This window comes from Pseudomonas sp. PDM32, assembly GCF_019219225.1.
GTDB classification, from domain to species: domain Bacteria; phylum Pseudomonadota; class Gammaproteobacteria; order Pseudomonadales; family Pseudomonadaceae; genus Aquipseudomonas; species Aquipseudomonas laurylsulfatiphila.
The window spans coordinates 75,655-95,928 of record NZ_JAHUWE010000019.1; the positions used below are offsets into that span (position 1 = coordinate 75,655).

Annotated in this window: 17 protein-coding genes; 8 read left to right on the forward strand and 9 right to left on the reverse strand. The window is 60.4% G+C overall.

The features are described 5' to 3' along the window. Positions 1–37: 37 nt before the first annotated feature. From ispC to rpsB, 7 genes are all read right to left on the reverse strand, one after another. Entirely contained in the window at positions 38–1,228 is a 1,191-nt protein-coding gene (ispC, locus tag KW846_RS28400; RefSeq protein WP_218486284.1) for a 1-deoxy-D-xylulose-5-phosphate reductoisomerase, read from the reverse strand. Next, entirely contained in the window at positions 1,225–2,031 is an 807-nt protein-coding gene (locus KW846_RS28405; RefSeq protein ID WP_116582991.1) for a phosphatidate cytidylyltransferase, read from the reverse strand. Before KW846_RS28405 ends, ispC begins: the two co-directional genes overlap by 4 nt. Continuing rightward, positions 2,031–2,786, reverse strand: a complete 756-nt coding sequence (uppS, locus tag KW846_RS28410; RefSeq protein WP_218486285.1) for a polyprenyl diphosphate synthase — start codon at positions 2,784–2,786, stop codon at positions 2,031–2,033. The genes KW846_RS28405 and uppS overlap by 1 nt, the downstream gene beginning before the upstream one ends. Positions 2,787–2,799: 13 nt before the next feature. Then, positions 2,800–3,357, reverse strand: coding sequence for a ribosome recycling factor (gene frr, locus KW846_RS28415; RefSeq protein ID WP_007978385.1), 558 nt, complete (start codon positions 3,355–3,357; stop codon positions 2,800–2,802). Further along, the gene (gene pyrH, locus KW846_RS28420) at positions 3,354–4,097 is read right to left on the reverse strand and encodes a UMP kinase (RefSeq protein ID WP_003222124.1); all 744 of its coding nucleotides are present in this window, start codon (positions 4,095–4,097) and stop codon (positions 3,354–3,356) included. The genes frr and pyrH overlap by 4 nt, the downstream gene beginning before the upstream one ends. A gap of 209 nt (positions 4,098–4,306) precedes the next feature. Further along, positions 4,307–5,170, reverse strand: a complete 864-nt coding sequence (gene tsf / locus KW846_RS28425) for a translation elongation factor Ts (protein ID WP_015093762.1) — start codon at positions 5,168–5,170, stop codon at positions 4,307–4,309. 189 nt (positions 5,171–5,359) lie between these two features. Continuing rightward, a complete protein-coding gene (gene rpsB / locus KW846_RS28430) occupies positions 5,360–6,097 on the reverse strand; it encodes a 30S ribosomal protein S2 (RefSeq protein WP_007978390.1) in 738 nt (245 codons plus the stop codon). A gap of 371 nt (positions 6,098–6,468) precedes the next feature. On the opposite strand from rpsB, the gene map reads away from it, so the two are divergent. From map to dapC, 3 genes are all read left to right on the forward strand, one after another. After that, entirely contained in the window at positions 6,469–7,251 is a 783-nt protein-coding gene (gene map / locus KW846_RS28435) for a type I methionyl aminopeptidase (RefSeq protein WP_007978392.1), read from the forward strand. A gap of 41 nt (positions 7,252–7,292) precedes the next feature. Next, on the forward strand, positions 7,293–9,995 hold the full coding sequence (locus KW846_RS28440) for a [protein-PII] uridylyltransferase (RefSeq protein ID WP_218486286.1): 2,703 nt from the start codon (positions 7,293–7,295) through the stop codon (positions 9,993–9,995). Between the two features lie 210 nt (positions 9,996–10,205). Beyond that, positions 10,206–11,405, forward strand: a complete 1,200-nt coding sequence (dapC, locus tag KW846_RS28445; RefSeq protein WP_102699383.1) for a succinyldiaminopimelate transaminase — start codon at positions 10,206–10,208, stop codon at positions 11,403–11,405. 91 nt (positions 11,406–11,496) lie between these two features. Here dapC and KW846_RS28450 read toward each other — a convergent pair whose 3' ends face one another. Further along, entirely contained in the window at positions 11,497–13,128 is a 1,632-nt protein-coding gene (locus tag KW846_RS28450; protein ID WP_218486287.1) for a Na+/H+ antiporter, read from the reverse strand. 316 nt (positions 13,129–13,444) lie between these two features. Between KW846_RS28450 and KW846_RS28455 the strand changes: the two genes are divergently transcribed. The 4 genes from KW846_RS28455 (at position 13,445) to KW846_RS28470 (ending at position 16,614) form a co-directional block, all read left to right on the forward strand. Continuing rightward, complete coding sequence (locus KW846_RS28455; RefSeq protein WP_095965033.1) at positions 13,445–13,807, forward strand: ArsC family reductase; 363 nt, start codon at positions 13,445–13,447, stop codon at positions 13,805–13,807. A gap of 32 nt (positions 13,808–13,839) precedes the next feature. Continuing rightward, complete coding sequence (dapD, locus tag KW846_RS28460; protein ID WP_116582987.1) at positions 13,840–14,874, forward strand: 2,3,4,5-tetrahydropyridine-2,6-dicarboxylate N-succinyltransferase; 1,035 nt, start codon at positions 13,840–13,842, stop codon at positions 14,872–14,874. A 133-nt stretch (positions 14,875–15,007) separates the two neighbouring features. Then, positions 15,008–16,213, forward strand: coding sequence for an aminotransferase class V-fold PLP-dependent enzyme (locus tag KW846_RS28465; protein ID WP_218486288.1), 1,206 nt, complete (start codon positions 15,008–15,010; stop codon positions 16,211–16,213). After that, positions 16,210–16,614, forward strand: coding sequence for a SufE family protein (locus KW846_RS28470; protein ID WP_218486289.1), 405 nt, complete (start codon positions 16,210–16,212; stop codon positions 16,612–16,614). Before KW846_RS28465 ends, KW846_RS28470 begins: the two co-directional genes overlap by 4 nt. Positions 16,615–16,654: 40 nt before the next feature. On the opposite strand, the gene tcdA is transcribed toward KW846_RS28470, so the two are convergent. Beyond that, positions 16,655–17,473 carry a tRNA cyclic N6-threonylcarbamoyladenosine(37) synthase TcdA gene (gene tcdA / locus KW846_RS28475; protein WP_218476567.1) on the reverse strand — a complete coding sequence of 273 codons (819 nt, stop codon included), beginning with the start codon at positions 17,471–17,473 and terminating at the stop codon, positions 16,655–16,657. A 209-nt stretch (positions 17,474–17,682) separates the two neighbouring features. Between tcdA and KW846_RS28480 the strand changes: the two genes are divergently transcribed. After that, complete coding sequence (locus tag KW846_RS28480; protein ID WP_218486290.1) at positions 17,683–20,274, forward strand: glycosyltransferase; 2,592 nt, start codon at positions 17,683–17,685, stop codon at positions 20,272–20,274.

The window sequence follows — 20,274 nt, forward strand, 5'->3', positions numbered from 1 at the left end:
CCTATCCGCTGCTGCCTGGGTCAACCATCTGCAGCATTTACCGCCCGTGACGGCTCAACCATTGTCCGGCCAGCAATCGCGCTTTCGCGTCTGCCGTGATCACTGCCTCGAGATCATCCACTGCCACGACAGGCTCCAGACTCAGTACTTCCTCGATGATACTCGCGATTTCCGGGTAACGAACCCGCTCGTCGAGAAATGCCGCCACCGCCACTTCATTTGCCGCATTGAGCATGGCCGGCGCGCTGTTACCTGCCTCGGCCGCCTGGCGAGCCAGTCGCAAACAAGGGAAACGCTCTTCATCCGGCGCCTGGAAGTCCAACCGTGCAATGGCAAACAGATCCAGCGGCGCCACACCCGAGTCAATCCGCTCCGGCCAGGCCAGGGCATTGGCAATGGGCGTGCGCATGTCCGGGTTACCCAGCTGTGCCAGGACAGAACCATCGACGTAGTCGACCAGCGAATGAATCACGCTTTGCGGGTGAATCACCACCTCGACCTGGGATGGTTTGGCATCGAACAGCCAGCAGGCCTCGATCAGCTCAAGCCCTTTGTTCATCATACTGGCGGAGTCAACGGAGATTTTTCGACCCATGGACCAGTTTGGATGCGCACACGCCTGGTCAGGTGAAACATGTGCCAGCTCAGCCATTGGCGTCTGACGGAATGGACCGCCGGACGCCGTCAGCAAAATCCGGCGTACGCCGACCGCCTCGAGGCCACGAGCATAATCGTGCGGCATGCACTGAAAAATGGCGTTGTGCTCGCTATCGATCGGCAGCAATACCGAACCGCTCTTGCGCACCGCCTGCATGAACAGCGCACCGGACATCACCAGCGCTTCTTTATTGGCCAGGAGGATCTTCTTGCCCGCCTCGACCGCCGCCAGCGTCGGGCGCAACCCCGCCGCCCCGACGATGGCCGCCATGACCGTATCGACCTCCGGATCGGAAGCGACCTGACACAAACCTTCCTCACCCACCAGAACACGGGTTGGAAGACCCGCCGCGCGCAAATCATCCTGCAAGGTACGGGCAGCCGCGACCTCAGGCACTACGGCAAATCGCGGGATATGGCGCACGCAGAGCGCCAGCAGTTCACTCAAGCGAGTGAAGCCACTCAAGGCAAAGACCTGGTAACGATCAGGATGACGAGCGATGACGTCGAGCGTACTCAAGCCAATCGAACCGGTTGCCCCCAGAACGGTAATCTGTTGCGGGCGGCTCATGGGGCCGCCATCCACAACAGCACAGCGAACACCGGAATGGCCGCCGTCAGACTGTCGATACGATCCAGCACGCCACCGTGACCTGGTAGCAGATTGCTGCTGTCCTTGATCCCGGACTGACGCTTGAACATGCTTTCAGTGAGGTCGCCCACCACCGAAATGAACACGATCAGCGCAGCACAGATCAGCCCCTTGAACAGCTGCGCCACCGTCCAGTCGCGCACCAGTGCAACGAGCGTGGTAATGACCAGGCTCAGCGCCAGCCCACCGTACACGCCCTCCCAGCTTTTGCCCGGACTGACCTGCGGCGCGAGCTTACGCTTGCCGAATGCACGACCGGAGAAGTAGGCGCCGATATCGGCCCCCCAGACCAGCACCATCACGGCCATGATCAGCCAGTTACCCAGCGGGTACTGCTTGATCTGTACCAGACCCTGCCAGGCCGGCAAGAGAATCAACAGGCCGATCACCAGCTTGGTCGCCGCATTGGACCAATGCTCGCTCGAACGCGGATAGGTCAACACCAGATACGTCGCCACCGCCCACCACAGCACCGAAGCGCCCAATACCCAAGGCGCCAGCCCGGGCAGGATGTACATGACGAACAGCATCAAGGCGACCACAGCGGCAAAGCCGACGCGGAATGCTTGACCGGCGAAACCCGCCAGACGCGCCCATTCCCATGCACCAAGGGTAACTACCAGCCCGATGAACAGCGCAAAACTGGAACCTTCAAGCAGGAAAAACCCGCACAGGGCAATCGGCAGCAGGATCAGTGCGGTGATGATTCGTTGTTTAAGCATTAAACCCGGGCTCCAGCCTCGACCTGCTCGCTCGTTTTACCGAAGCGGCGCTGGCGGGAAGCGTAATCGGCCAGCGCATTGCGCATAGCATCGTGTTTGAAGTCCGGCCAGAACAGGTCGGAAAAATACAGCTCGGCATAGGCCAGCTGCCAGAGCAGGAAATTGCTGATGCGATGCTCGCCACCGGTACGGATACACAAGTCAGGCAACGGCAGATCACCTGTGGCCAGGCAGGTCTGCAGCAGATCAGGCGTGATGTCTTCCGGACGCAAGTGCCCAGCCTGAACCTCTCGTGCCAGTCGTTGCGCCGCTTGCGCGATATCCCACTGACCGCCGTAATTGGCGGCGATCTGCAGGACAAAACGATTGGCGCCAGCCGTCATGGTCTCGGCTTCGCGCATGGCAGCCTGCAGCTCGGGATGAAAACGCGAGCGATCACCAATGATGCGCAGGCTGATGTTGTTGTCGTTGAGGCGCTTGGCCTCACGACGCAGCGCCTTGAAGAACAGGTCCATCAAGGCACTGACCTCATCGGCCGGACGCTGCCAGTTCTCGCTTGAGAAGGCGAACAGGGTCAGCACCTCGACCTTGGCCTCAGCACAGACTTCAATGACCGCACGTACCGCATCCACGCCCGCTTTATGCCCGGCGACACCTGGCATAAAGCGTTTTTTCGCCCAGCGATTGTTACCATCCATGATGATCGCGACATGGCGCGGCACCGCGGACGGTGCAGTCTGCTTGGTCTTTTCCATGAAAACGCGACCCTTATACGGCCATCAGGTCTTTTTCTTTCTCCGCCAACTTAGCGTCGATTTCAGCTACGAACTTCTTGGTCAGATCGTCGATCTCGCCAGTGGCGCGACGCTCTTCGTCCTCGCTGATTTCCTTTTCCTTGACCAGATCCTTCAACGAGCTGTTCGCATCGCGACGGATGTTGCGCACAGCAACACGGGCATCTTCAGCCACATCACGGGCCTGCTTGGTGAAACCGCGACGGGTTTCTTCGGTCAGGGCCGGCATGCTGATCAGCAGCAGTTCACCAAGGTTGGTCGGGTTCAGGTTCAGGCCTGCACTGCCGATCGCCTTGTCGACGGCACCCAGCATGTTGCGCTCGAAGGCAACGACTTGCAGGGTACGGGCATCTTTGACGGTGATGTTGGCCACTTGCTTGATCGGGGTGTCGGAACCGTAGTACGGCACCATCACGCCTTCCAGGATGCTCGGGTGCGCTTGACCGGTACGAATGCGGCCGAAGTTGTGCGCCAGCGATTCCACGGACTTCTGCATGCGCTCTTTAGCGTCTTTCTTGATTTCGTTGATCATTGTTGGCCTTCCTCGATCAGGGTTCCTTCAGCGCCGCCATGCACGATGTTCAGCAGGGCGCCGGGCTTGTTCATGTTAAATACGCGTAGCGGCATCTTGTGGTCGCGGCACAGACAAATGGCCGTCAGATCCATCACCCCCAGCTTGCGATCCAGCACTTCATCGTAAGTCAGATGATCGAACTTCTCGGCATGCGGGTCTTTGAACGGATCAGCGGTATAGACGCCGTCAACCTTGGTCGCCTTGAGCACGACATCGGCATCGATTTCGATTGCACGCAGGCAGGCAGCCGAATCCGTCGTAAAGAACGGGTTGCCGGTACCGGCCGCGAAAATCACCACGTCCTTGGAGTTCAAGTGGCGCATGGCCTTGCGGCGATCATAGTGATCGGTCACGCCAACCATGGAAATAGCGGACATCACGATGGCCGAGATGTTGGCGCGCTCAAGGGCGTCGCGCATGGCCAGGGCGTTCATCACAGTAGCCAGCATGCCCATGTGGTCGCCGGTGACCCGATCCATGCCAGCCTTGCTCAGCGCTTCACCGCGGAACAGGTTGCCACCACCGATAACCAGACCGACCTGTACACCGATGCCGACCAGTTGGCCAACTTCCAATGCCATGCGATCCAGAACTTTCGGATCGATCCCGAACTCTTCCGAGCCCATCAGGGCCTCGCCGCTGAGCTTGAGTAGAATGCGTTTATAGCGAGCCTGATAACCACTGCCCTGCTGAGCCATTGCGAATCTCTCCTGCGGCGTATTTTAAAAATTCTTTGCGAGCTGTTTTCAGCTGGCGTTCACTCTAGCTTGGCGCTGCTTCAGCGCCATCGGAACATGGCTTTGTAAGCCAGTTCCAAAAGGAAACCAATAAAAATTGGTGCCCCATCTGAAAAGAGGCTGCGCGCGTGAGCGGGCAGCCTCTTCTGGGCGACAGTTAAAAAACCGTCTTATTGCTTCGCGGCAGCCAGCTGGGCAGCAACTTCTTCTGCGAAGTTGTCCACTGGCTTCTCGATGCCTTCGCCTACCTTGAAGTAAGTGAAGGAAACGATTTCAGCGCCGGCTTTCTTGGCCAGAGCACCAACGGTGACTTCCGGGTTCATGACGAAAGCTTGCTCGACCAGGCTGGCTTCGGCCAGGAACTTGGTGATACGGCCAGCGATCATCTTCTCGACGATTTCAGCTGGCTTGCCTTTCATCTTGTCTTCGTTCAAAGACAGGAAAACGGCTTTTTCGCGCTCGATGGCTTCTGGCGAAACCTGCGATGGCAGCAGGAACTCAGGGTTGCTTGCCGCCACGTGCATGGCGATCTCTTTGGCCAGCTGAACATCGCCACCCTTGAGAACAACAGCAACACCGATCTTGTTACCGTGCAGGTAGGTGCCGACAACGTCGCCCTCTACGCGCACCAGGCGACGGATGTTGACGTTTTCGCCAACTTTGGCAACCAGTGCTTCACGAGCCGATTCCTGAGCGGCGATCAGCGGAGCTGCGTCGGTCAGTTTCTCGTCGAAGGCTTTCTCTACGCTGGCAGCAACGAAGTTCTTGAAGTCGTCTTGCAGGGCCAGGAAGTCGGTCTGCGAGTTGACTTCCAGCAGCACGGCTGCCTTGTCGTCGGCCTTGATGGCGATAGCGCCTTCAGCGGCAACGTTGCCGGCTTTCTTGGCAGCCTTGATGGCGCCCGAAGCACGCATGTCATCAATGGCTTTCTCGATGTCGCCGCCAGCCTTGGTCAAGGCCTTTTTGCAGTCCATCATGCCTTCGCCAGTACGCTCGCGCAGTTCTTTGACCAACGCTGCAGTAATCTCTGCCATTTCAAAATCCTCTTGGATAGGTTTTCAACCATTCCACCCGATCGAACGGGCGATCAATTCTTCCCGAACCACCCTTGTTAGCTGCCGCACGTTACAGATAGAGCAGTGGGCGCCGACAAATGGTTTTCGAGGTGGCAAAAAGGGGGCCAAGCCCCCTTTTTGCTTACTGAGTCAACGCCAAGGCGTCAATTACTCAGCTGCTGCTACCGGAGCTTCTTCAACGAACACTTCGGTGCCGCCGGCAACGTTGTTGCGGCCACGGATAACGGCGTCAGCCATCGAACCCATGTACAGCTGGATAGCGCGGATTGCGTCATCGTTGCCTGGGATGATGTAGTCAACGCCTTCCGGGCTGCTGTTGGTATCGACTACGCCGATGACCGGGATGCCCAGCTTGTTGGCTTCGGTGATCGCGATGCGCTCGTGATCAACGTCGATAACGAACAGAGCGTCTGGCAGACCACCCATGTCCTTGATACCACCCAGGGAACGATCCAGCTTTTCCAGATCACGAGTGCGCATCAGCGCTTCTTTCTTGGTCAGCTTGGCGAAAGTACCGTCTTCGGCTTGAACTTCAAGGTCACGCAGACGCTTGATGGAAGCACGGATGGTCTTGAAGTTGGTCAGCATGCCGCCCAACCAGCGGTGATCGACGTACGGCGAACCGCAACGTGCTGCTTCTTCAGCAACGATCTTGCCAGCGGAACGCTTGGTGCCGACGAACAGAATCTTGTTTTTGCCCTGGGCCAGACGCTCTACGAAAGTCAGAGCTTCGTTGAACATTGGCAGGGTTTTTTCAAGGTTGATGATGTGGATCTTGTTACGCGCGCCGAAAATGTACTTGCCCATTTTCGGGTTCCAGTAACGGGTCTGGTGACCGAAGTGCACACCGGCCTTCAGCATATCGCGCATGTTGACTTGGGACATGATAGTTCCTTAATAAGTCGGGTTTGGCCTCCACGTATCCCAATGACCAACCAGCAGCATCAGCTGAAGGCACCCAGGTCATCGTGTCGACACGTGTGTGGATTTAGGCTTTTCGGGACATCCCCGGAAAGCGGCGCATTTTATATCACAAGGCAGGACAAAACGGAACCCGGATTCTGAAATCCTGGCGAACGCTTTGCGCCATCCCTTGGAATCCTCCAAGAATGCACCATTCTATAGAGAGAAGCGATGCACACAGGCGCTGATTTGCGCTGATCGTCTGGTAGAATCGTATTTTTCAGGGCTGCGAAGACCCATCGCGCAATGCCCTTTCCGTTCAGAAAGCGCCGCTTGGCGCAGAGAGAGCCTGTATGACCGTCACCCTCAAAACGCCCGAGGATATCGCCAAAATGCGTATCGCCGGCAAACTGGCCGCCGATGTGCTGGAAATGATTGCCGAACATGTCAAGCCGGGCGTTACCACCGATCAACTGAACCAGATCTGCCACGACTACATCGTCAATGAGCAGAAAGCCATCCCTGCCCCGCTCAACTACAAGGGTTATCCAAAGTCGATCTGCACGTCGATCAACCACGTGGTCTGCCACGGCATCCCGAACGACAAGCCGCTCAAAGACGGCGACACCCTGAACATCGACGTTACCGTCATCAAGGACGGCTACCACGGCGACACCAGCCGCATGTTCCACGTCGGCAGCGTGCCGGTCTGGGCCGAGCGCCTGTCCCAGGTGACCCAGGAATGCATGTACAAGGCGATTGAAATCGTCAAACCCGGCTGCCGCCTGGGCGACATCGGCGAAATCATCCAGAAGCACGCTGAAAAGAACGGATTCTCGGTGGTTCGCGAATTCTGCGGCCACGGTATCGGCAAAGTGTTCCACGAAGAGCCGCAGATCCTGCACTACGGCCGCGCCGGCACCGGCATGGAACTCAAGGCCGGCATGACCTTCACCATCGAGCCGATGATCAACCAGGGCAAAGCCGACACCAAGGTTCTGGGCGACGGCTGGACCGCGATCACCAAGGACCGCAAGCTCTCGGCACAGTGGGAACACACCCTGCTGGTGACCGAAACCGGTTACGAGATCTTCACCCTGCGCAGCGATGACACCATCCCTCGCGTTTCGGCCTGATCTCGCCAGCGTATCTCGCCTATAGAAAGGAAAGCCAATCGATGCCGCAGGTGGATCCCGAACTCTTCGACCGAGGCCAGTTCCAGGCTGAACTGGCCCTGAAGGCAAGCCCGATCGCGGCCTTCAAGAAGGCGATCCGCCAGGCCCGCGAAGTGCTCGACGCACGTTTTCGCAATGGTCGGGACATTCGTCGACTGATCGAGGATCGCGCCTGGTTCGTCGACAACATCCTGCAAAAGGCCTGGGAGCAGTTCAGCTGGAGCGAGGACGCCGACATCGCGCTGGTCGCGGTCGGTGGCTACGGCCGCGGTGAATTGCACCCATATTCCGACATCGATTTGCTGATCCTGCTGGACAGCGCGGACCACGAAGTTTTCCGCGATTCCATCGAGCGCTTTCTGACACTGTTGTGGGACATCGGCCTGGAGGTCGGTCAGAGCGTGCGCTCGGTAGAAGAGTGCGCCGTCGAGGCCCGCGCCGATCTGACGGTCGTCACCAACCTGATGGAAAGCCGCACCATCGCCGGCCCCGAGCGTTTGCGCCAGCGCATGCTGGACGTCACCAGCACCGGGCAAATGTGGCCGAGCAAGGACTTCTTCCTGGCCAAGCGTGCCGAACAAAAGGCTCGCCACCACAAGTACAACGACACCGAATACAACCTGGAACCCAACGTCAAAGGCTCGCCCGGCGGCCTGCGGGATATCCAGACGATTCTGTGGGTGGCCCGTCGCGAGTACGGCACCCTGAACCTGCGGGCACTGGCCGGCGAAGGTTTCCTGGTCGAAAGTGAAAACGCCCTGCTGGCCTCCTCCCAGGAATTCCTGTGGAAGGTTCGCTATGCCCTGCACATGCTCGCCGGTCGCGCCGAAGACCGCCTGCTGTTCGATCACCAGCGCACCATTGCCGGTCTGCTGGGCTTCAAAGGCGACGACGCCAAGCAAGCCATCGAAAATTTCATGCAACAGTATTACCGGGTGGTGATGAGCATCGCCCAGCTCAGCGACCTGATCATCCAGCACTTCGAGGAAGTCATCCTCGCACCGGAAGACGAGGCACCACCGCAGCCGATCAACTCGCGCTTCCAGCTGCATGATGGCTATATCGAAGCACGCAACCACAACGTTTTCCGCCGCACGCCGTTCGCCATGCTGGAAATTTTCGTATTGATGGCCCAGCAGCCGGAAATCAAGGGCGTACGTGCAGACACCATTCGCATGCTGCGGGAAAACCGTCACCTGATCGATGACGACTTCCGCAACGACATTCGCAATACCAGCCTGTTTATCGAGCTGTTCAAGTGCAAGATCGGTATCCACCGCAACCTGCGACGAATGAATCGCTACGGCATCCTGGGTCGTTATCTGCCCGAATTCGGCTTTATCGTCGGGCAGATGCAGCATGACCTGTTCCACATCTATACGGTCGATGCCCATACCCTGAACCTGATCAAGCACCTGCGTAAGTTGCAGTACACCCAGGTGTCGGAAAAATTCCCGCTGGCCAGCAAGCTCATGGGCAAGCTGCCCAAACCCGAGCTGATCTACATGGCCGGCCTGTACCACGACATCGGCAAAGGCCGGCATGGCGACCACTCGGACGTCGGCGCGGTTGACGCCGAGGCGTTTTGCCAGCGTCACCAGTTGCCAGTGTGGGACAGCCGCCTGATCGTGTGGCTGGTGCAAAACCATCTGGTGATGTCGACCACCGCCCAGCGCAAGGACCTGTCCGACCCGCAGGTTATCCACGACTTCGCACAGATCGTCGGCGACGAAACCCGCCTCGACTACCTGTATGTGCTGACCGTCGCCGACATCAACGCCACCAACCCGACGCTGTGGAACTCCTGGCGCGCCAGCCTGTTGCGCCAGCTCTACACCGAAACCAAGCGCGCCCTGCGACGTGGCCTGGAAAATCCGGTGGATCGCGAAGAGCAGATCCGCCAGACCCAGAGCGCCGCCCTGGACATTCTGGTGCGCGGCGGCACCGACCCGGACGATGTCGAGCAGCTGTGGGCGCAGTTGGGCGATGACTATTTCCTGCGTCACACCGCGGGCGATGTGGCTTGGCACAGCGACGCGATCCTCCAGCAACCAGCCGATGGCGGCCCACTGGTGCTGATCAAGGAGACCACCCAGCGCGAGTTCGAAGGCGGGACCCAGATATTCATCTACGCCCCCGACCAGCACGACTTCTTCGCCGTGACCGTGGCCGCGATGGACCAGCTTAACCTGAACATCCATGACGCCCGGGTCATCACCTCCAGCAGCCAGTTCACCCTCGACACCTACATCGTGCTCGACACCGACGGCGACTCGATCGGCGACAACCCGGCACGTGTCAAACAGATCCGCGACGGCCTGACCGAGGCCCTGCGCAACCCGGACGACTACCCGACCATCATCCAGCGCCGGGTACCGCGCCAGCTCAAGCATTTCGCCTTCGCACCACAGGTGACGATCCACAACGACGCCCAGCGGCCGGTGACGGTGCTGGAACTCACGGCACCCGACCGCCCGGGCCTGCTGGCGCGGATCGGCACGATTTTCCTGGAGTTCGATCTGTCGCTGCAAAACGCCAAGATCGCCACCCTCGGCGAGCGCGTGGAAGACGTGTTCTTCATCACCGACGCCCACAATCAGCCGCTGTCCGACCCGTTGCTGTGCAGCCGGTTACAAGATGCAATCGTCGAACAGTTGAGCGTCAACCAGGAACCCGATATCAAACTGTCGCGCATCAGCATTTGAATTAACAGATCCCCCTGTGGGAATGCACTTCTGTGGCGAGGGGGCTTGCCCCCGTTGGGCCGCGAAGCGGACCTAAAACCTGCAACCGCGGTGTATCAGGCACACCGCACACGATGGTTTTACGACTGCTATGCAGCTGAACGGGGCGGTTCGGCGTTCCGACAAGCCCCCTCGCCACATTAATTGGCTCCCACATTGAATGAGGCCCTCATGAACAACGCTCTGTCCCAGCTCCAGCCTTACCCGTTCGAAAAGCTCCGTGCCTTGCTCGGCAGCGTCACGCCCAACCCGGACAAGCGCCCTATTGCGCTGTCCATTGGCGAGCCTAAACACCGCTCGCCGAGCTTCGTCGCCGAAGCGCTGGCCAGCAATCTCGATCAGATGGCCGTGTACCCGACCACCCTCGGCATCCCGGCCCTGCGCGAAGCCATCGCCGCCTGGTGCGAACGTCGTTTCGATGTCCCCAAGGGCTGGATCGATCCCGCGCGCAACGTGCTGCCGGTCAACGGCACCCGCGAAGCGCTGTTCGCCTTCACCCAGACCGTGGTCAACCGTGGCGATGACGCGCTGGTGGTCAGCCCGAATCCGTTCTACCAGATCTACGAAGGCGCGGCGTTCCTCGCCGGGGCCAAGCCGCATTACCTGCCGTGCCTGGACGAAAACGGTTTCAATCCGGATTTCGACGCCGTTTCGCCGGACATCTGGAAACGCTGCCAGATCCTGTTCCTGTGCTCGCCAGGCAACCCGACCGGCGCACTGATCCCGGTCGAGACCCTGAAAAAGCTGATCGCCCTGGCCGATGAGCACGACTTCGTGATTGCCGCCGACGAGTGCTACAGCGAACTCTACTTCGACGAACAAACGCCGCCGCCAGGCCTGCTCAGCGCCTGCGCAGAACTGGGCCGCAAGGACTTCAAGCGCTGCGTGGTGTTCCACAGCCTGTCCAAGCGTTCGAACCTGCCAGGCCTGCGCTCGGGTTTTGTCGCCGGCGACGCCGACATTCTCAAAGGCTTCCTGCTTTACCGCACCTACCACGGCTGCGCGATGCCGGTTCAAACCCAACTGGCCAGCGTTGCTGCGTGGAATGACGAAGTGCATGTGCGCGCCAACCGTGCGTTGTATCGCGAGAAGTTCGATGCGGTACTGGAAATCCTCAGCCCGGTGCTGGACGTACAGCGCCCGGATGGAAGTTTCTACCTGTGGCCGAATGTGGCCGGTGACGACGCTGCGTTCTGCCGCGACCTGTTCGAGCAGGAGCACGTGACCGTGGTGCCGGGCTCTTACCTGTCGCGGGATGTCGATGGCGTCAATCCGGGCGCCGGGCGCGTGCGCATGGCGCTGGTTGCGCCGTTGGCGGAGTGTGTCGAGGCTGCCGAACGCATTCGCGACTTCATCCAGCGCCGCAAGTAAGTCTCTCTGTAGGAGCTGCCGCAGGCTGCGATCTTTTGACCTTGAAAATCAAAAGATCGCAGCCTGCGGCAGCTCCTACGAGGGTCAGCGGTTATTTCACCTGGCCCAGTTTCGCTTCACTCAGATCAAGCTCCCCCAGCACCTCACGCAACACGTCATCGCCGATCTGGTGCTGACGACTGAGGCTATACAACTCCAGGCGCTGCGCCCGCAGCGCCTTCAAGCGCAAGCGCCGCTCCAGCAAGTCCATCTGAAAGGCCAGGGCCTGGGCTTCGGCTGAATCGTTGAACACCTCCAACTGGTGCCGGTACTCGGACATGATCCGCGCCTTGAGTTCGGCGGCCAGCGCGGACTGGGCGGCGTCCTGCGGGTTGACCTCTTCTGTCTCAAGCGCATGAATGGCCGCCTCGGCGGTCTTGCGCCAGGTGTCGCGCACTTCGTTGCGGCGCTTGTCGTCCGGGCTGGCTTCGATGCCGCGCAACAACAGTGGCAGCGCGATGCAGGCCGCAATCAATGACAGCAGAATCACCCCGGCGGCGATGAATATCAGCAGATCGCGCTCGGGAAACGCACTATCCCCCATGAGCATCGGCACCGACATCACCCCCGCCAGCGTCACGGCCCCACGCACGCCACCGACGGTCAGCAACCAGCAGGAACGCGCGCTTGGCACCCGGGTTATCTCAGCCTTGCCACGCCAGCGCCGCACAAAAATGGACAGCCGCCAGATGCTTTGCACCCAGACGAACCGCAAAACCAGCAGCACCAGGAAAATCGCCACCACATCCAGCCCGCGATACAACAACGTCGGCCATAGCGAGGTTTCGTGACTGGCCACCGCCTTGATGATGTCCGGCAACTGCAGGCCCAACAGCAGAAAAATCAAGCCGTTGAAGGCGAACTCCAGCAATGACCAGACACTGCGATTGAGCAGGCGCGTGTTGGTCTGGCGCGGCAGCAGATCGAGCCAGCTCTGCATCATCCCCGCCGCCACCGCCGAGAGGATGCCCGACACTTCCATGCGCTCGGCCAGCACGTAGGCCGCAAACGGTAGCAACAACATGAACACCACGTGCGTCGCGGGGTCATCCCAGCCGCGCGCGATCATCCACGCCCGCAGACGGCCAACCAGCCAGCTCAAAGCCACCCCGACGGCCAGCCCGCCGACGGCGACCAGCACGAACGTCAGGCTGGCATTGGCCAGTGAGAACACGCCGGTGACCGCCGCCACCAAGGCAAACTTGAACGTCACCAGGCCCGAGGCGTCGTTCATCAGCGCCTCACCCTGCAAGATGTGCATCAATGGCGTGGGCAGCCGATTGCGGGAGATGGCCGACACCGCCACCGCATCCGTCGGCGACAGCACCGCCGCCAGGGCAAACGCCACCGGCAACGGCACACCGGGCAGCAGCCAATGAATGAAATAGCCGGCGCCCACCACGGTAAACAACACCAGGCCCACCGCCAGGGTCAGGATCGGTCCGCGCAGGTGCCAGAATTCGCGCTTGGGCATGCGCCAACCGTCGGAGAAAAGCAGCGGTGGCAGGAACAGAAACAGGAACAACTCGGGATCCAGGGCCACATGCAGCCCCAGAGTCGGCCACGCAAGCAATGCCCCGGCGGCGATTTGCACCAGCGGCAACGGCAGCGGGATCACCCGTCCGATCAGGCGCGAAACGCCGACCAGCATCAACAGGATCAGGACGGTGTAGGCGGTTTGCATAAAGCGTGGTTCCCGGACAATCGACAGCATTGAAGTGCCATATTAGCTGCTTAGACTGTTTGGGGACCCTTGCACCAATGTCGCACACCGGAATACCGCCCTCCTGTAGGAGCGAGCCTGCTCGCGATGGTCGTTAACGATTACGCCGGCTGCCTGATACCCCGCGGCGCTCTCTGGTTCATCGCGAGCAAGCTCGCTCCTACAAGGTGCTACGCCATGACAAAAATACAAACCCGACCACAGCCGCCGCGAAACCGTCCGGCCATGGCATAATCCTCCACCTTTTATTTCCAGCACCTGCAAAGGGGGCAATTCCTTGACCGCTTCAAGCAAAACGTTGCACCTTTTCGGCATCAAAGCCTGCGACACCATGAAAAAGGCGCGCACCTGGCTCGATGAACACGCTGTCAGCTATGACTTTCATGATTACAAAGCGGTCGGTATCGACCGTGAACACCTGACCCAATGGTGCAGCGAGCACGGCTGGGAAGTGGTGTTGAACCGTGCAGGCACGACCTTTCGCAAGCTCGACGACGAACGCAAAGCCGATCTCGACCAGACGAAAGCCATCGAACTGATGCTCGCACAACCTTCGATGATCAAGCGCCCGGTGCTCGATCTCGGTGACCGAACCCTGATTGGCTTCAAGCCAGACATCTACGCGGCCGCGCTCAAGTAAGCAGCCCGTTCAATTTTGTTAGAGGTATTCACATGTCCGCTACCCTGTTCAGCCTGGCCTTCGGCGTCGGCACTCAAAACCGTCAAGGCGCATGGCTGGAAGTGTTCTACGCCGCCCCGGTTCTCAAGCCATCGGCTGAAGTCGTCGCCGCTATCGCACCGATCCTGGGCTACACCGAAGGCAATCAGGCCATCGCATTCAGCACCGCCCAGGCCTCGCAACTGGCCGAGGCCCTCAAAGGCGTCGACGCTGCCCAGGCTGCCCTGCTGACCCGTCTGGCCGAGAGCCACAAGCCGCTGGTTGCCACCCTGCTGGCTGAAGACGCCCAGCTGTCGTCCACCCCGGAGGCGTACCTCAAGCTGCACCTGCTGAGCCATCGCCTGGTCAAGCCTCACGGCCTGAACCTGGCCGGGATTTTCCCGCTGCTGCCGAACGTGGCCTGGACCAGCCAGGGCGCTGTCGACCTGAGCGAACTGGCCGAACTGCAACTCGAAGCCCGCCTGCGCGGTGAGCTGCTGGAAGTGTTCTCGGTGGACAAGTTCCCGAAAATGACCGACTACGTGGTTCCGGCCGGCGTGCGTATCGCTGACGCTGCGCGTCTGCGCCTGGGCGCCTACGTGGGCGAAGGCACCACCGTGATGCACGAAGGTTTCATCAACTTCAACGCCGGCACCGAAGGCCCGGGCATGATCGAAGGCCGCGTCTCCGCCGGCGTATTCGTCGGCAAGGGCTCGGACCTCGGCGGCGGCTGCTCGACCATGGGCACCCTGTCGGGCGGCGGCAACATCGTGATCAAGGTCGGCGAAGGCTGCCTGATCGGCGCCAACGCCGGTATCGGTATCCCGTTGGGCGACCGCAACACCGTCGAGTCGGGCCTGTACGTGACCGCTGGTACCAAGGTCGCGCTGCTGGACGAGAACAATCAACTGGTCAAAGTGGTCAAGGCCCGTGAACTGGCCGGCCAGCCGGACCTGCTGTTCCGTCGCAATTCGGAAACCGGTGCCGTGGAATGCAAAACCCACAAATCGGCCATCGAGTTGAACGAAGCGCTGCACGCTCACAACTAAGCATCACACGATGACCCCGTAGGAGCTGCCGCAGGCTGCGATCTTTTGATCTTGTTTTTTAAAGATCGCAGCCTGCGGCAGTTCCTACAACGTCAGGCGTTCCCCCCGCCCATGTTCACCAGGGCCCGATAACATGATGATTCTCTCTCCCTGGCGTGCCGATTTTCCGGCCATCGCCGCCCTGCAGCGCCAAGGCCAGACCTATCTGGACAACGCCGCCACCACGCAAAAACCTCAAGCCCTGCTGGACGCCTTGGCGCACTACTACGCCAATGGCGCGGCCAACGTGCATCGGGCGCAACACTTGCCCGGCGCCCACGCCACCCAGGCGTTCGAGGACAGCCGTCGCAAAGCCGCGCAACGGCTCAATGCTGGCGATTGCGGGCAGATCATCTTTACCCAAGGCGCGACGTCCGCGCTGAATCTCCTGGCCTATGGCCTGGAACATCTTTTCAATCCTGGCGACGAAATCGTCATCAGCGCCCTGGAGCATCACGCCAACCTTTTGCCGTGGCAGCAACTGGCGCACCGTCGCGAGCTGAAGCTGGTGATCCTGCCGCTGGACGCCGACGGCGTGATCGACCTCGAAGCTGCCGCGGGCTTGATCGGCCCACGCACGCGTCTGCTGGCCGTCAGTCAACTGTCCAACGTGATTGGCGCGTGGCAACCGCTGCCTCAATTGCTGGCACTGGCCAAGGCGCACAACGCCCTGACCGTGATTGATGGCGCCCAGGGCGTGGTCCATGGCCGCCACGACGTACAAGCATTGGGCTGCGATTTTTATGTGTTCTCCAGCCACAAGCTCTACGGTCCCGATGGCCTGGGCGTGCTGTTCGGGCGCAATACAGCGCTGCAGCAGCTGCGTCCCTGGCAGTTCGGCGGTGAAATGGTGCTCGATGCCAATTATCACGACGCCCGCTTTCGCCCGGCCCCTCTAGGCTTCGAGGCCGGGACGCCGCCGATTGCCAGTGTGATCGGCCTGGGAGCGACCCTGGATTACCTCGCCGGGCTCGATCAGGACGCTGTGTCCGCCCATGAAACGGCGCTGCATGCCTGTTTGCTCAAGGGTCTTGAGGCACGTCACGGCATCCGCTTGCTGGGCAGGCCGCAAGTGGCACTGGCCAGTTTTACCGTCGAGGGTGTGCATAACTCTGACCTGGCGCACTTGCTGACTGAGCAAGGGATTGCAGTTCGCGCTGGACATCACTGCGCCATGCCGCTGCTCAAACGCTTTGAATTGGCGGGGGCGATTCGGGTGTCATTGGCGCTGTACAACGACTCCGAAGACCTGCAACGGTTTTTTGAAGCCCTGGATCAGGCGCTGGAGCTGCTGCGATGAACCTGCCTGCCGATGCCGTGACCGCACTCGATACCTTTGGCAAAGCCGCCGGCTGGGAACAACGGGCACGCCTGCTGATGCAATGGGGCGAGCGCCTGCCCGCCTTGAGCGACGCGCAGATGTGCGACGCCAATCGGGTGTACGGTTGTGAAAGCCAGGTGTGGCTGGTGGGCGAATTGCGCGACGGCCAATGGCAGTTCAGCGCCAACAGCGATGCACGGTTGATTCGCGGGTTGGTGGCGTTGCTGTTGGCGCGGGTCAACGGCTTGTCGGCGGCGGAATTGCAGCAGGTGGATTTGCCGGACTGGTTCAATCAGTTGGGATTGGGGCGGCAATTGTCCGAATCCCGCAGCAATGGCTTGAATGCGGTGCTACAGCGGATGCGCGAGCTGGCCGCCTGATCACCCCCAAACGCCCTGTAGGAGCTGCCGCAGGTCGAGCTTAGGCTTGAGGCTTGATGCGCTCCGCCGGCCGCCGCACTCCCGCCACGATCTTGTCTACAGCCTTGGTCGCCGCGACCATGCCGAAAGTCGCCGTCACCATCATCACCGCGCCAAACCCGCCGGCGCAGTCGAGCTTCACGCCATCACCGACAAAACTCTTCTGCAGGCAAATGCTGCCGTCCGGTTTCGGATAACGCAGCTGCTCGGTGGAAAACACGCACGGCACGCTGTAATGGCGGGTCACGGTGCGTGAAAAGCCGTAGTCGCGGCGCAGCGTAGAGCGCACTTTCGACGCCAGCGGGTCGTTGAAGGTGCGGTTCAGGTCGCAGACCTGAATCAGGGTCGGGTCGATCTGCCCTCCCGCACCGCCGGTCGTGATGATCTGGATCTTGCGACGCTTGCACCAGGCAATCAGCGCTGCCTTGGCGTTGACGCTGTCGATGCAGTCGATAACGCAGTCGATGTTCGGCGTGATGTACTCGGCCATGGTGTCGCGGGTGACAAAGTCCGGCACCGCGTGCACCGTGCAGTCAGGGTTGATCCCGCGCAGACGCTCCGCCATCACCTCAACCTTGGGTTTGCCGACGGTACTGTCCAGCGCGTGCAACTGACGATTGGCGTTGCTGACACAGACGTCGTCCAGATCGAACAGCGAAATCTCGCCCACGCCACAACGGGCCATGGCTTCCGCCGCCCAGGAACCGACACCACCGACGCCGACAATCGCCACATGGGCTGCGCGCAGGCGTTCAAGGCCTTCGATGCCATACAAACGGGCAATGCCGGCAAAACGCGGATCTTCAGTACTCATGACCATTACCCCAAAAACCGGCGGGCATTATATGGCGATATGACGACAAAATCAGTTACATGAAAAATAGTAAGAACTTTAACGAAATCAGATTGCCCAACGTCCGGCAATTCCCTGTCCGCTGCAGGACCAGAGAATACCCGGTGTAGGATGTGCGCCCATTGGCGACGGCCAACCGTTCCTCCGTTCCACAGTCTTTGGAACCCGAAATAGCTATGTCATCGCGTAAATTTGGACTCAACCTGGTCGTGGTGCTCGCCATCGCGGCCTTGTTTACCGGTTTCTGGGCGCTGATCAACCGCCCCGTCACCGCCCCCAACTGGCCTGAACAGATCTCCGGCTTCTCCTACTCGCCATTCCAGCAGGGCCAGTTCCCGCAGAAAGACCAGTACCCGACCGACGATCAAATGCGTCGCGACCTGGAGATCATGAGCAAGCTGACGGATAACATCCGCATCTACTCGGTCGATGGCACCCTGCAAGACATCCCGAAACTGGCGGAAGAGTTCGGCTTGCGGGTGACACTGGGGATCTGGATCAGCCCGGACCAGGAACGCAACGAACGGGAAATCACCCGCGCCATCGAAATCGCCAACTCCTCGCGCAGCGTGGTTCGTGTGGTGGTCGGCAACGAAGCGATCTTCCGCAAGGAAATCACCGCCGCCGAACTGAGTGTGATGCTCGATCGCGTGCGCGCCGCCGTGAAGGTGCCGGTGACCACGTCCGAGCAATGGCACGTCTGGGAAGAACACCCGGAACTGGCCAAGCACGTCGACCTGATCGCCGCGCACGTCCTGCCTTACTGGGAATTCATTCCAGTGGACAAGGCCCAGCAGTTCGTCCTCGACCGCGCCCGCGACCTGAAAAAGATGTTCCCGAAAAAGCCGCTACTGCTGTCCGAAGTGGGCTGGCCGAGCAACGGCCGCATGCGCGGTGGCGCCGATGCTTCTCCGGCAGACCAGGCGATCTACCTGCGCACCCTGGTCAACAAGCTCAACCGCCAAGGCTTCAACTACTTCGTGATCGAAGCCTTTGACCAGCCGTGGAAAGCCAGCGACGAAGGTTCCGTAGGCGCCTACTGGGGCGTGTTCAATGCAGCGCGCCAGCAGAAGTTCAACTTCGAAGGCCCGGTGGTGGCGATTCCGCAGTGGCGCGTATTGGCCATCGGTTCGGTGGTATTGGCGCTGTTGTCGCTGACCCTGCTGATGATCGACGGCTCGGCCCTGCGCCAGCGTGGTCGCACCTTCCTGACCTTCATCGCGTTCCTCTGCGGTTCGGTGCTGGTGTGGATCGGCTACGACTACAGCCAGCAATACAGCACCTGGTTCAGTCTGACAGTGGGTTTCCTGCTTGCCCTCGGTGCGCTCGGGGTGTTCATCGTGCTGCTGACCGAAGCCCATGAATTGGCCGAAGCGGTGTGGGTGCACAAGCGCCGCCGCGAATTCCTGCCAGTGGAAGGCGATTCCGGCTACCGCCCGAAAGTGTCGATTCACGTGCCTTGCTACAACGAGCCGCCGGAGATGGTCAAACAGACCCTCAACGCCTTGGCCAACCTCGACTATCCGGATTTCGAAGTCCTGATCATCGACAACAACACCAAGGACCCGACGGTCTGGGAACCAGTGCGCGACTACTGCGCCACCCTCGGCCCGCGCTTCAAGTTCTTCCACGTGGCACCGCTGGCCGGCTTCAAGGGTGGCGCGCTGAACTACCTGATTCCGCACACCGCCAAGGACGCCGAAGTGATTGCCGTGATCGACTCGGACTACTGCGTCGACCGCAACTGGCTCAAGCACATGGTGCCGCACTTCGCCGACCCGAAAATCGCCGTGGTGCAGTCGCCGCAGGACTACCGCGACCAGAACGAAAGCACCTTCAAGAAGCTCTGCTACGCGGAATACAAAGGCTTCTTCCATATCGGCATGGTCACCCGCAACGACCGCGACGCGATCATCCAGCACGGCACCATGACCATGACCCGCCGCTCGGTGCTCGAAGAGCTGGGCTGGGCCGACTGGTGCATCTGTGAAGACGCCGAGCTGGGCCTGCGCGTATTCGAGAAAGGCCTGTCGGCGGCGTACTACCACACCAGCTACGGCAAAGGCCTGATGCCCGATACCTTCATCGACTTCAAGAAACAGCGTTTCCGCTGGGCCTACGGAGCGATTCAGATCATCAAGCGCCACACCGCCAGCCTGCTGCGCGGCAAGGACACCGAGCTGACCCGCGGTCAGCGATACCACTTCCTCGCGGGCTGGTTGCCGTGGGTGGCGGACGGCATGAACATCTTCTTTACCGTCGGCGCGCTGTTGTGGTCGGCGGCAATGATCATCGTGCCGCAACGGGTCGATCCACCGCTGCTGATCTTCGCAATCCCGCCGTTGGCGCTGTTCGTGTTCAAGGTGGCCAAGATCATCTTCCTCTACCGTCGTGCGGTCGGGGTGAACTTGAAGGATGCCTTCTGCGCGGCGCTGGCCGGTCTGGCGTTGTCCCACACCATCGCCAAAGCGGTGCTGTACGGCTTCTTCACCAGCAGCATTCCGTTCTTCCGCACACCGAAAAACGCCGACAACCATGGTTTCTGGGTAGCGATTTCGGAAGCCCGCGAAGAGATGTTCATCATGCTGCTGTTGTGGAGCGCGGCGCTGGGGATTTATCTGGTCAACGGCATGCCGAGCAACGACATGCGCTTCTGGGTCACCATGCTGCTGGTGCAGTCGCTGCCGTATCTGGCGGCGCTGATCATGGCGTTCCTGTCGTCGCTGCCGAAACCGGCCGCCGAGCCTGAAACGGCACCTGTCGTCTAA